This is a genomic window from Catenulispora sp. GAS73 (assembly GCF_041262085.1).
Lineage (GTDB): Bacteria > Actinomycetota > Actinomycetes > Streptomycetales > Catenulisporaceae > Catenulispora.
This window is the reverse complement of sequence record NZ_JBGCCM010000040.1, coordinates 1-12,591: the sequence shown is the minus strand read 5'-3', so window position 1 is coordinate 12,591 and position 12,591 is coordinate 1. Positions and strand designations below refer to the sequence as shown.

Here is a 12,591-nt window from a genome sequence, read left to right as displayed (position 1 = left end):
CTTGGTGGTTCGGAAGGGACATGACGCGCGAAGCCCCTGGCCGTATCGCCCGCCAGGGGCTTCGCGCGTTCAGTACTTCGTGCGCTTATCCGAGGTCACCGGCCATCAGGGGCCGACGAAGGTCCACCAGAGGTTGACCGAGTTCCACTGCGTCCAGCGGCCGCCGTTCACGCTCTGCGTGTCGCCCATCTGCGCCGGATTCCCCTGGCCGCGTGCGAAGACCTGCATGGTCTTGGCACCAGTGCTGTAGGCGATGGTCGGATCCCCGCCGAGCTTCCAATAGTTGTTCAGCTCGCTCCAGTTCGACCACGGCCACGACGCACCCGGGATATAGGTGCTCACGCCCATGGATCCGTCGTTGCCCCGGGCGAACACCGACACCTGCTTCGTGTCCGGGTTGTAGGCGGCGTGCGGGTCGCCGGCGAAGGTCCAGGACTGGTTCACATCAGTCCACTGCGACCACCTGCCGCCGTTGACGCTCTGCGTGAAGCCCACGTGACCGCCGCTTCCCCGGGCGAAGACGTACATGGTCTGCGTAGTGGGGTTGTACGCCGCGCTCGGATCGCCGGCGAGCTTCCAGTAGTTGTTCAGCTCGGTCCAGTTCGACCACGGCCACGACGCACCCGGGATGTAGGTGCTCACGCCGGTGGAGCCGTCGTTGCCCCGGGCGAACACCGACACCTGCTTCGTGTCCGGGTTGTAGATCGCGTGCGGGTCACCGGCGAAGGTCCAGGACTGGTTCACATCAGTCCACTGCGACCACCTACCGCCGTTGACGCTCTGGATGAAGCCCACATGACCGCCGCTTCCCCGAGCGAAGACGTACATGGTCTGCGTAGTGGGGTTGTACGCCGCGCTCGGATCCCCGGCCAGCTTCCAGTAGTTGTTCATCTCGGTCCAGGGCGTCCAGCCGGACGCCCCGTCGGCACGCGTGCTGACCCCCATCGACCCGTCGGTACCCCGAGCGAACACGAACGTGGTCTTGCTGTCCGGGTTGTAGACCGCCGTGGGCTTCGCCGTGGTCGGGAACAGCCACATGTTGCTGACCTCGGACCAGTTGGGCCAGTTCGTGCCGGCGCCGGTGGTGTAGCCGATCCGGCCGTTGGCCCCCATGCCGAAGACCGTCGTGGCGTTGGTGTTCGGGTCGTACACCGACCAGCCGCTGTCGCTGTCCGGCGTGGGGGCGGAGGGGGGCTGCGCCAGGTTGTTGTAGCGCAGGCCGACGTAGCCGGAGGTGGGCCAGCCCTCAAGGGTGTCCGAGTAGATGTTGGCGGTGCTGGTGGCGGGGCCGTGGGCGACGGTGCCGGGGTGTGATTCGGCGTAGTAGTTGAAGTCGCCGGTGGCCTTGTCGGTCCAACTGTCGAACAGCCAGATGTGCTGGTGCGGATAGGCCATGGCATCGCCCTGCTGCAGGTTGGTGAAACTGCCGATGCCGTAGTCGTAGGTGGTGTTCGGGCTGCCGTCGACATTGGTGAAGTCGAGCGGAGCGGGGTCGGTGACAACCAGGCTGTCGCTCAGGTGCCAGGCCATCGAGACGTAGCCCGAGCAGTCCGTGCGGTACTGCCGGCCCTCGGGATCCGGCGCCGAAGCGTTCTGGTTGTAGGGGACTGCGTTGTCCACCCAGAGCTGCGCGCGGCTCATCATCTCGGCGGAGGTGATCGGCCCGCCGACGATGCTGGTGGCGTGCGCCGCGGGCACCAGGCTCACCATCGAGGCGACGATCCCGGCGGCGATGATCGGGACGATCCCGCGCCGGGTCTTGGGAATGTGCATGGCTTCCTTTCTTCGTGTGTCGGAGCAATGTGCTGACAGGTGCTGCTTCAGCTGGCGACGGAGGTCGACAGCATCGCGAGGACGGCAGGATCGCCGGCCGGGTCATAGGGGTTCGGGGGGTTGGCGCCGAACTCGGTGAAGCTCGCGAGGATCACAGTCGGGCCGCGCTGGACCAGGTAGTAGTGGTTGGCCTGGGGGCCGGCGGCGGACTGCCCGGCGACCCCGGTCCAGCGCCGCGACCAGGACTGCGCCTGCGCGGCGGTGGCTGTCGTGGTGACCACCGCGTCCTGCGGCACGCCGGCGGTGCGCTGCAGGTCACGTGTGGTCTGCGTGCACGCGTTCAGGCCGACGGCGATGGCCGAGTACTGCTGCGCGGCGCTCTGGGCGTCGCCGAACCCGAAGATGTCCTCCTGGGCCGGGGTGTTCTGCGCACTGACGTATCCCTGTTCGTGCCAGGCGACGGCGCCGTGCACCTTGGCGCACTCGACGATGCCGATGTCCCGGGTGGTCGGCACGGTCATGGCGACCAGGCCTCCCATCGGCTTCCAGGACACCTTGGCGGCGTTCGGCAGGTTCGAGGCCGAGACCGGCGGCGGGACCGGAGGTGCCGCCTGGTTCGGCGGCCCGACCGGTCCCGGCGAAGATGAGGGTCCTGATGAACCTGTTGCCGGCGGAGTCGTCGGCGCCTTGGGACCGGCGGTGGTGGAGGCGGACGGCCCGCCGGGCGCGGCGATCGCGCTGGTTCCGGCGCTGGTTCCGGCGCTCGTGCTCAGGCCGGCGCCGGTGCTGGAAACAGAGCTCGCAGCCACCGGAAGTCCAGCCGCGGTGTGGGCGGCGCTGTGGCTGGAGCACGAAGCGATCGCCACGCCGACGCCGGCCGCCGTGAGCACCGCGGCCAGGGTTCGCAGCCGGTGCCGCTGCGTGAGGAAGTCGTTCATGAGGTCTCCCGGGATTTGGGCACGACGGCATGGCCCGCACCGGTCCCGACGTCGTCGGTTCGGGGGGTCACAGAAGATTGCGATGTCTACTGCCGGCTGATGCAGGCCGGCCCTGTCATGACTGCCAGACTAGGCAGCGGCGCCCATTCGGGACGAGGCAGATGCGCGGCGGTTAACCGGCAGAAACCATCATGTACCGGCAGAAAGCTCCCGAGCGTAGGCCAGCAGCAGCGCGTGGGAGCCGAAGCGTCCCGGGTCGCTCTCGGCCATGATGTGCTCGCGCACCAGCGCGTCGAAGGCGCCGCGGATCCGGGACGAGGACATCCCGGTCTGCTCGGCCGCGGCGTCGACGGTCAGGTGGCCGGTGCCGCTGCGGCCCAGCAGCCGGAACAGCCGGACGGCGTCGCGTGGTAGCGATCGCAGCGCCGACCGGAACGTCCCGCGGATGTCGGTCGAAGCGTCGTCCACGGTGAACGCGTGCAGCCCGACGGAGCCGTCCAGCTCGGCGGCCAGAGTCCGCAGCGGGGCCTCGGGCCGGACCGCGGCGCGGGCGGCGATCACCGCCAGGGCGAGCGGCAGCCGCGCGCACCGGCCGATGATCTCCTCGGCCGCCTCCGGCTCGGCCCGCACCCGGTCGGCGCCGATGCGCCTCGCCAACAGCTCGCGGGCGTCCGGCCAGGAGGGCAGGCCGATGGTCAGCGGCTGCGCGCCTTCGGCCGCGACCAGCCCGACCAGCGGTCCCCGGCTGGTCACGACGACGACGCTGCCGGCGGCTCCCGGCAGCAGCGGGCGAACCTGGTCGGAGTCGTCGACGTTGTCCAGGACGACGAGCATCCGCCGGTCGGCCATCAGGGTCCGGTAGGTGCCGATCAGCGCGTCCAGGGTGTTCGGCAGATCCTCCGGCGCCGGGCCCAGCGCGGTGACCACGTCGGTCAGGGAGCGCATGACCGGCTTGCGGCCGGTGTCCGTCTCGCGCATGTCCACGTAGAGCTGACCGTCAGGGAACTGATTCCGTACGGTGTGGGCCCAGTGGACGGCCAGCGCGCTCTTGCCGCCGCCGGCCACGCCGGACAGGGACAGGACGGTCACCGCCTCGACGTTCCGCCGCACCTCGGCGATCTGGGCGTTCAGCCAGGCCAGCTCGGGCCGCCGGCCGGCGAAGCAGGGCACGTCGAGCGGTAGTTGGGCGACGACCGGAATCGTCCCGGCCGGCCCGGGCCCGGCCGGTCGCGTGCTCGCCCGCACGAATTCGGTCCTGGCGGCCGGGTCGAGGCCCAGCGCTTCGGCCAGCAACCGGATCGAGTCGCCGCGCGGCCGGGTCACGCGACCGCGCTCCATGTCGCGGACCGCGCGGACGCTCAGTCCGGCCCGCTGCGCGAGCTGCTCCTGGCTCATCATCCCCGCGACCCGCAACCGCCGCAGAGCCACCCCGAAGTGGCTTCCGTCAGTCTCCTGCGGATCGGACGGATCGGATGGATCGGACGGCATCCGATCGACGACCGCCGTGATTGATCGGTGGATCACCATTCCCCCTGGTACTGCCTGGTGCTGCCTGGTACTACCTGCTGCTGCCGTGATGCCGATAGCCGGCGGGATCCTGGTAGACGTCCTCCAGGGCCAGATGCGCGGCGCCCAGAGCGGGCGCGCGAAAACCGAGGGTTGACAACAGAATCTCGCAGGCCGCCGCCTCCGGGGCCATCACCCGCTCGCGGACGATCGTCCGCACCTGGTCCAGCATGAGCTCGCCGACGTGCGCGAAGTATCCGCCGAGGACCACCGCGCGCGGATTGAGGATGTCGGCCAGCACCCCGAGCCCCAGGCCGAGATCGGTCGCCACTTGCCGGAAGGCGTCGCGGGTCGGGCCGTCACCGGCGAGCGCACGGCGCTTGAGCTCGGCCAGGCGCTGCTCGGCGTCCATCACGGGGGCGGGAGCCGACTCCGGAGCGGACTCATTCACAGACTCCTGAGAAGGACCGGCCAGACGCAGCAGCGCCCCGAGGCCGACCATGGTCTCCCAGCACCCGGTGCGTCCGCAGACGCAGCGCCGGCCGCGCGGATCCAACGGCATGTGGCCGATCTCGCCGGCGAAGCCCGAGGCGCCGCGCAGTAATCGGTCGCCGCTGATGATGCCGCCGCCGATGCCGCTCCCGGCGGAGATGTAGAGCAGGTCGTGGATGTCAGAGTCCTTGATCGCCAGGTATTCGGCGAGCGCGGCGAGCTTGGCGTCGTTGTCCAGGTGCAGGACCGGGGCGGCGGGGCCGAGGCGGCGGCGGAGCCCGGCGAGGACTTCGACGTCGTGCCAGTCGAGGTTCGCCGCGTACCGCACCCGGCCGCCGGCCAGATCGACGACGCCGTGCGCGGCCACGGCGATGCCGGCGGCGTGGGTACCGGACTCGGCGGCGCGGTCGAGGGCTTCGGTGAGCAGAGCGGCGACGAGGTCCAACACCGGCTCGACGCCGGCCTCGGCGACGGCGATCGGCTGGTGCCGTTCGTGCAGCACGTCGCCGCGCATCGTCAGCGCCACGACGCTGACGTAGTCGGCGCTGATCTCGGTGCCGATGCCGCAGACCGCCGCGCCGTCTAGGTGCAGCGTCGTCCCGGGTCGGCCGACAGCGCCGTCGGACTCGGCCCGCCCCTCGACGGCCAGGCCGAGCTCGACGAGCTCGGCGACCAGGCTGGTGACGGTCGGTTTCGGCAGGCCGGTGGCGGCGGCGATGCGGACGCGCGAGCGCGGCCCCTCGTCGCGGAGCAGCCGCAGGATGATGCCGAGGTTGGTGCGCCGGATCGAAGCGCGGTTGCTGGGGCGCCGGCCCCAGAAGCCCAGGCTGAAGTCGCTTGAGCCGTCTGGTGGATCTGCTTTCATGCCCCCGACCCTCCGTGTCCGCGGACGGGTGTCCGCCCGCCGAGCCGGCGTTCTATCGCAATCCCCTGAGATGCCGGCTCGTTAGTTCGGATCCTACGAGAACTAACCGGCGGAAACGACGGGCAGAGAGGAGATTTGAAGGCCGGACGGACTCATTCGATGCCGGAGGGCGTCAACCGGCGCGTGACCCGGTTGAACAACTCCATCAGCGGCTCGCCGACCTCGCGGCCGAAGTCGGTCAGACCGTAGGTGACCTGAGGCGGCGTCGTCGGCTCGACGTGCCGCCAGACGAGGCCGTCCTCGACCAGCGCGCGCAGGGACTGAGCGAGCATCTTCTCGCTGACGCCCTCGATCCTGTCGCGCAGTTCGTAGAACCGGAGATCCCGGTCGTGCAAGGAGATCAGCACCCAGATCCCCCACCGGCTGGTCGCGTGGTCGACCACGTCGCGCGCCGGGCAGTCAGTGTGAAACACGTCATACCGCGGCCTGCTGTCGGCCGGTGTCAGCTGCGCGCCTCCAGTCATGCCATGAGCTTACCTCCAGGTATGTCCTTACCAAAAGTTAGCCAGGCTCCTACCGTCGTGAGCAGGCAAGACATTCGGACGAAGGAGCAGTTCATGATCGTGGTGACCGGTGCTACCGGAAACATAGGCCGTCCTCTGACGCGGGCGCTGGCCGAGGCCGGCGAGCAGGTGACGGCGGTGTCGCGGCACACCGCGACGGTCCCGGCGGGTGTCCGGCACGTGGTCGCCGACCTCGCCGAGCCGGCCGGCCTGGAGCCCGCGCTGACGGGTGCGAAGGCGTTGTTCCTGCTGCTGTCCGGCGACCTGCACGCACTCGGGGCCAACCCGGCGGACGTCATCAGCAAGGCTGCGGAAAGCGGGGTGCGTCGCATCGTCCTGTTGTCCACGTTGGGTGTGGCGACCCGGCCCTTCGGCAGGACGCGGATCGCGATGCGCGAGTTGGAGGACACGCTGCGGGAGTCCGGCCTGGACTGGACCATCCTGCGGCCCGGCGGCTTCGCCAGCAACGCCCTGTGGTGGGCCGAGTCCGTGCGTACGCAGCGACTCGTCGCCGCGCCCTTCGGCGACACCGGCGTGCCGATCATCGACCCGGCGGACATCGCCGCGGTCGCCGCGGCCGGCCTGGTCGACGATCGGCACAGCGGTGGCGTGTACGAGCTGACCGGGCCGGAGGTGATCACGCCGCGGCAGCAGGCCGAGGCCATCGCCGCGGCGCTCGGTACGCCGGTGCGGTTCCACGAGCTCACCCGCGCGGAAGCCAAGGCCGGCATGGAGCAGAGCATGCCGGGTGAGCTCGCCGACGACACCTTGGACATCCTCAGCTCCCCCACGCCGGCCGAGCTGCGCATCAGCCCGGACGTCGAGCGGGTGCTGGGCCGCGCGCCGCGGTCGTTCGCGGACTGGGCTCAGAGCAATATCGCCGCTTTCCGCTGAGCGGGCTGCGGCACCTTCGGCGGCTGCGGCGGGGCGGGGGCTGCGGCGGCTGCGGCGGGGAAGGCCGAGGAAGGGCGGGAAGAGCGTCGATCCCGGCTCAGTGCGGCGGCCGGAGCAGTCCGGTCGCCGTTCGGATCTGGGTGTCGACGTCGGCACGGCCGTCGGAGTCACCGGGGTTCCGGTCCGCCACGAAGGCCAGCAAACCCAGCAGGCACGAGGCGAAACTCACTTCGAGTTCGCCGGGTGCCGCATGGCGGCGGGCGTAGGCGAGCAGGTCGTCGCAGACCCCTGGCTCGCCGCCGTCCCACAGATGCGCGTAGGTCAGAAGCGTGGCCAGGTCGTGGAATCGGCTGCCCTTGCCGAGGGCCTCGGCGTCGACCAGGGCACTGATTCGGCCGTCCACGAGGAAGATGTTGCTGGGGTTGAGGTCGCCGTGGACGAGGTCCGTGGTGCACAGTTCGGCTCCGCGGTGGGGCGCCACCCACCGGCGCATGGTCTCGACGAACTCCGCGCCGGCCGGGGAGTACGCGGCCAGGGTGCTGCTGAAGCCGGACTCGTCGGCGAAGACGACGGCGTGGTCGTAGGCGGACCAGTCCTGGTCGGTCTCGGGCCGCAGCCCTGCTTGCACGTCGAGCACCGGCAACGCGGCCTGCACCAGGTTGCGGGTCACGCGCTCGGGGTGGGTGCCTTCGGCGATCTCCTGGACCTGGTACGGGTATCCGCTCGGCGTGCTTCCCGCCATGAGCCACGCCGGCGTGGGCCAGCCGGCCGCGCGGGCGGCGACGACGACCGGCTGCGCGCGCTGGATCAGGCCGGCGCGGTTGGCGTCGGCGGTCCACTTCAGGACGGCTGTCAGTTCTGGTGCGGCGCCGGCGCGCAGGGCGTAGGCGCCGTTTTGGAAGCCGCCTTTAAGGCGGTGGTCCAGCACGAAGTCTGTGCCGTGCGTGTGATTGATGGAGGCCACGACGCGCTCTGTGGCCTGGAGGTCGCGGTCTTCGTGCGCGGGGAAAGGATTGACAGACAAGGGACACTCCCATGACAAGGAAGCCCCTGCGCGGTTCGGCGCGGGGCACGGTCGTTGCCGAGTGGCCGCTTTGCGGGCGGCCGGGAGTCGTCACGCCACGGTGCGACTTTAACTGGCCGCCGTACCGGCGTCGCGTTGATTTCGCGCGCGCACAAGCACCCGAGTCTGGTAAATCAGAGCTCTGTGACAATGGTCTCTCGGGATAGGAGAACTCATGTCCGTGCCCCGCTCCACCGCTCGCTCCACACCCTTCGCCGCCGCGCTCGCCGCTGCGCATCCCAGCCGACGTACCGCTCTGGCCGGCCTGACCGCGCTCGGGGTCGGCGCCGTCGTGCCGACGCTGGCCGCCGGGACGGCCCAGGCCGCCACCGGGTCCTCAACCGGGTCCTCCACCGCGGCGGGAGCACTCGCGGCCGCCGGGCCGGTTCAGCTCAGTCTGCCCGCGCCGACCGGCCCGCACCGGATCGGGAACGTCGCGCTGCACCTGATCGACCGTTCCCGGCGCGATCCGTGGGTGCCGTCGCATCCGGTGCGTGAGCTGATGATCGGCATCTGGTACCCGGCTCGCGACGTCGACGGCCACGGCGCCGTGCCGTGGCTGCCGGCCAACGCGTGGTCGGTGTATCTGCAGGACAACGGGATCCCGCCGGGTGTGCTGTCCGTGCCCGTCACGCACGGCCACGACGGTGCTCCGGCCGAGCGCCGGGGCGGGCGGCGTCCGGTGCTGCTGTTCTCGCCGGGCTCCGGCGGCGACCGCGACACCTGCACGACGCTCACCGAGGAGCTGGTCAGCCACGGCTACGTAGTCGTCACCATCGACCACACCCACGACGGCGCGGAGGTCGAGTTCCCCGACGGCCGCGTCGAACCCCGCACGATCCCGCCGGAGTCCCTGCCGATCAACACCGAGGCGGTCTCGGTCCGCAGCGCTGACGCCCTGTTCGTGCTCGACCAGCTGTGTGCCATCGCGGGAGGCCGCAACCCGGACGCCGAGCACCGTCCGCTGCCACACGGCCTGGCCGAGGCGCTGGACCTGTCCCGGGTGGGGATCTACGGGCACTCGATGGGTGGCGCGACGTCGGCGTGGGCGATGCTCGACGACCGGCGGATCCGCGCCGGGATCAACCTTGACGGCTCGCTGTACGGGCCGGTCCTGAGCACCGGGCTGGACCGGCCGTTCTTGTTCATGTGCTCGCAGCTGCACGATCTCAGCGACGACCCGAGCTGGGCCCAGACCTGGTCGCACCTGCGTGGCTGGCACAAGCTGCTGCGCCTGGCGAACGCCGCGCACAACTCGTACACCGACTTGCAGTCGCTGGTGCCCGAGGCCGCTGCGACGATCGGCTTCCCGCCGAGCATGGTGCAGCAGCTGATCGGGACTGTGGATCCAACTCGGTCGGTGCTCGACGTGCGGACGTATATGCGGGCTTATTTCGACCGGTTCGTTCGCGGGCACGACAACCACCTGCTCGACCGGCCGTCTGCGGCGTTCCCCGAGATCGAGTTCCTGGCCTGAGTCAGTGGCCTGAGATCGGGTGCCAGACGTACCACTGGTGGCCGCACCCCCGTTCGGGCGCGGCCACCGGACTCACGCCCGACCAACGGCACACGCGTTCGTTACAGCTGACGCGACGACTGCGCTGTCATGGACTAAGTCCCGCAGCGACAGTCGCCCCGAGCTCCCAGCACGCCTCCAAATCAGCCTTCGACGCCTCCCCCGTCACCGTCACCGCCCGGAACACGCGCTCCCACCCCATGCCGCCGACGATGGACTCGATCGCACGCAGCGCACCGACGGTGTCGTTGTTCCCGTGGACGTAGGCGGCGTAGGGGAGCTTCTTGGTCGCGTCGAGGCAGGGGTAGTAGACCTGGTCGAAGGACTCCTTGGATCCGCCATATCAATTGCCGTAGATTGCGGCGCCGCCGCGCCGCACGCCTCGGCGGTGTCCCAGAGGGGATGGGCTCCCCAGCTGTGGGCGATGTCCATCCGCGCAGTGACGCGACCATGTTGCGCCAGATAGACGGGCTGAAGGCCTCATGGCCACGTGCGCCATCCGCCAGGGGACCAGATGGCGTTCGCGGCAGCCTTAAGTGCGCTGGCCGGGACCGCGGCGGTACCGCCGAACACGGCGAGCGTCCCGATCCCCGCGCCCTGGCCGTGCAGCCAGGCGAGTTCGCCGGACGGAACCGTACCGCCGTCACTCAGTAGGATCGGCCCGTGCATCAGACCAACGAATGCGCCGCCGGCCAGGGCGTCGGGATAGTTCGCGCCAGTGGCAAGGCCGATGGTAGTCGGGTGCGGGAACAGCGTCGTGTCGGACGCGACGGCGAGGGTGGTGCCGAAGCGATCGCTGCCTTTCAGCGCGGTGAAGTGTCCGACCATGCTTGGCATCGCGGCCACGGCGGCCGTCGCCTGGCCGCCCACGCTATACACTGTGACCTTTGAGGTGTCGAGGCCGTGTAGATAATTGGCGGTCTCGGCGGGCATCGTGCCGTCCGCGGTCAGGACCACGACGCCGCCGGCCGGGTCCTGCGCGGCTGCGGCACCCGCGGCCAGGGCGTCGGGAAAGTTCGTCCCGGTGGCGATCATGACGGTGTGAGGCGTCGAGGAGATCGCCTCGGCGATCCCGACCGCGGTGCCCCACCGGTCGATGCCGCCGATCCGCACCACGGAGTACCCGTCGGTGTGCAGTTGGTCCGCGGTCTGCTGGCTGACGGCGTTGACGCCGCCGAGTACGTATACCGTCGAACCCTGTGGCAAGACCCGCCCGAGCTCCTGACTGACGCGGGGATCGAGGCTTCCACCGTTGGTGAGCAGCAGCGGTCCGTGCTTCTCTGCGGCGAGCGCGTTGCCTGCCAGCGCGTCCGCAAACCCGTCGGAGCGTGCGATGACCGCGACCGTTGCCTTGGGCTGCCCGTCTCCGAACGCGAAATCAGCCGTGGCGATCGCAGACAGGATACGGTCCTGCCCGCCGAGCCGGACAGCGGCATGTGTGCCGGGCGGGATCGGCGAGGTCGGCGGCGTGACCGGGGGAGGCGGCGGGGGAGCGGTGTAGTACGGGCCGTTCAGCCAACTGGCAGGGAAATCCTCTGACGTCTGGGCCACGGTGTTGGGGATCGGCCGGGGAGCCGACCCGGCGACGGTAGCGATCACAGCCATGCCGCCGCTCGCTCCGGGTGCGGTGCCGACGAAGGCGAGCTGTGTTCCGTCCGGTGACCAGCTCGGCGCCTTGTTGTTGATGTTCCAATCCGCAGGTGTGAGGAGGACCGGGTTGGCCCCGGTGATGTCAAACTGGTAGATCCCCATGACGTACGTGGGACTGCCAGGGAGCTGCAATAGCGCGGCAGCTGCGACGTGCTTGCCGTCCGGCGAAACGGCGCCCTGGTCGGTGCCTGCGACAGTGCCCTTCAGGGTCTGCGCGACCGGGTCGACGATCAGTGTCGCGGTCGAGCTCTGACTGGTCCCGATCGCCATCAGTCCAGACTGCGACGTCTGCAAGGACATGGGGTTCTTCTGCGCGAGCACCGAGGAGAGGATCTGTGTCTCACCGGTGCCATCGGCTTTGACCGTCCACACCTGGTAGTTCCGGATGAAGTAGAGCGCCGAGCCGTCGGCGGACCACGCGGGGCTCCCAGCGTTCTGAGCAACCGGATGGGCGTTGGTCCCGTCCACATTGGAGACCCATATGCCGCCGTCCTGTGCGTTCTGGAAAACGGCCTGCGTCCCGTCGAAGGAGAACTCCGGGCGCATCGGAAGAACGTTTTTGCCCACGGTCGCAGGCCCGCTGGGCACGACCTGATGCTGCCCGCTCCCGTCGGGGTTGATCTCTTGCCAGGTCCAGCCGAAGGAGTAGGCCAGGACCCCGTTTGTTGGCGACAGAGCAGCGTGCGCCTCCGACGCGGTCGCGACGCCAGTCCCCGCGATGGCGGTGACGGCGCTGAGCGCGAGCGAGGTCCGACGGTTGATGGGCCTGGACAACAGAGGTCCTTCCTCGAAGACTGCCGAAACGCGGAGACTGCCGGTTCGGCGGCGATCGTATGCGCTGCGACTGCTCCGGCACCAGAGGCGACGATGGGGCGCATTTATCAGGCCGGAGGACAGTCCGTACGCCGAGCGAGAACCATCCGAATCGCTGTGTTCCTGCTTCATCGGAGTCGGTCTTTCGGTCTGCCGGTGCGACGGTGTATGTGAAGGCATACATCCATCGTGAGTCAATCCATGAGTCCAGCGGCGAGCGTGGCCCCCAGTTCCCAGCAAGCATCCAGATCGGCCTTCGTCGGTTCCCCAGTGACGGTAACCGGATGTGACGCCCGTTCCCACCCCATGCCGCTAGCGATGGACTCGATCGCCCGCAACGCGCCACCGGTGTCACTGTTGCCATGGATGTAGGTGGCATAAGGAAGCTTCTTCGTAGCGTCCAGACAGAGATAGAAGACCTGATCTAGAAGGCTGCTGAAGATGTTTGGTTCTGGCCTCGTCGTTTTGTTGACGGGGCCAGACTGCTTCTATGCAGGGTGAGTGGACCGGTGAGCTGG

Annotated in this window: 9 protein-coding genes and 2 pseudogenes; 2 read left to right on the top strand and 9 right to left on the bottom strand. The window is 69.5% G+C overall.

Annotated elements, in window-relative coordinates:
* Positions 1-105 precede the first annotated feature (105 nt).
* The 5 genes from ABH935_RS41625 to ABH935_RS41605 form a co-directional block, all read right to left on the bottom strand.
* A complete protein-coding gene (locus tag ABH935_RS41625; protein ID WP_370383502.1) occupies positions 106-1,773 on the bottom strand; it encodes a hypothetical protein in 1,668 nt (555 codons plus the stop codon).
* Positions 1,774-1,820: 47 nt separating this feature from the next.
* The gene (locus ABH935_RS41620) at positions 1,821-2,711 is read right to left on the bottom strand and encodes a hypothetical protein (RefSeq protein ID WP_370383501.1); all 891 of its coding nucleotides are present in this window, start codon (positions 2,709-2,711) and stop codon (positions 1,821-1,823) included.
* A 189-nt stretch (positions 2,712-2,900) separates the two neighbouring features.
* Positions 2,901-4,199 carry a helix-turn-helix domain-containing protein gene (locus ABH935_RS41615; RefSeq protein WP_370383500.1) on the bottom strand — a complete coding sequence of 433 codons (1,299 nt, stop codon included), beginning with the start codon at positions 4,197-4,199 and terminating at the stop codon, positions 2,901-2,903.
* A gap of 70 nt (positions 4,200-4,269) precedes the next feature.
* On the bottom strand, positions 4,270-5,574 hold the full coding sequence (locus tag ABH935_RS41610; protein WP_370383499.1) for an ROK family protein: 1,305 nt from the start codon (positions 5,572-5,574) through the stop codon (positions 4,270-4,272).
* A 152-nt stretch (positions 5,575-5,726) separates the two neighbouring features.
* Entirely contained in the window at positions 5,727-6,098 is a 372-nt protein-coding gene (locus ABH935_RS41605) for a winged helix-turn-helix transcriptional regulator (protein ID WP_370383498.1), read from the bottom strand.
* Positions 6,099-6,191: 93 nt separating this feature from the next.
* On the opposite strand from ABH935_RS41605, the gene ABH935_RS41600 reads away from it, so the two are divergent.
* A complete protein-coding gene (locus tag ABH935_RS41600) occupies positions 6,192-7,031 on the top strand; it encodes an SDR family oxidoreductase (protein WP_370383497.1) in 840 nt (279 codons plus the stop codon).
* A 97-nt stretch (positions 7,032-7,128) separates the two neighbouring features.
* Here the strand turns inward: ABH935_RS41600 and ABH935_RS41595 are convergent, their stop codons facing one another.
* The gene (locus tag ABH935_RS41595) at positions 7,129-8,055 is read right to left on the bottom strand and encodes a phosphotransferase (protein WP_370383496.1); all 927 of its coding nucleotides are present in this window, start codon (positions 8,053-8,055) and stop codon (positions 7,129-7,131) included.
* A gap of 214 nt (positions 8,056-8,269) precedes the next feature.
* Between ABH935_RS41595 and ABH935_RS41590 the strand changes: the two genes are divergently transcribed.
* On the top strand, positions 8,270-9,571 hold the full coding sequence (locus ABH935_RS41590) for an alpha/beta hydrolase family protein (RefSeq protein WP_370383495.1): 1,302 nt from the start codon (positions 8,270-8,272) through the stop codon (positions 9,569-9,571).
* Between the two features lie 127 nt (positions 9,572-9,698).
* On the opposite strand, the pseudogene ABH935_RS41585 reads toward ABH935_RS41590, so the two are convergent.
* The 3 genes and pseudogenes from ABH935_RS41585 to ABH935_RS41575 form a co-directional block, all read right to left on the bottom strand.
* Positions 9,699-9,950 (bottom strand): annotated as a pseudogene (locus ABH935_RS41585) (flavodoxin); the annotation flags it as partial.
* A gap of 140 nt (positions 9,951-10,090) precedes the next feature.
* The gene (locus ABH935_RS41580) at positions 10,091-12,205 is read right to left on the bottom strand and encodes a cell wall-binding repeat-containing protein (RefSeq protein WP_370383494.1); all 2,115 of its coding nucleotides are present in this window, start codon (positions 12,203-12,205) and stop codon (positions 10,091-10,093) included.
* A 62-nt stretch (positions 12,206-12,267) separates the two neighbouring features.
* A pseudogene (locus tag ABH935_RS41575) lies at positions 12,268-12,498 on the bottom strand (flavodoxin); the annotation flags it as partial.
* Positions 12,499-12,591 lie beyond the last annotated feature (93 nt).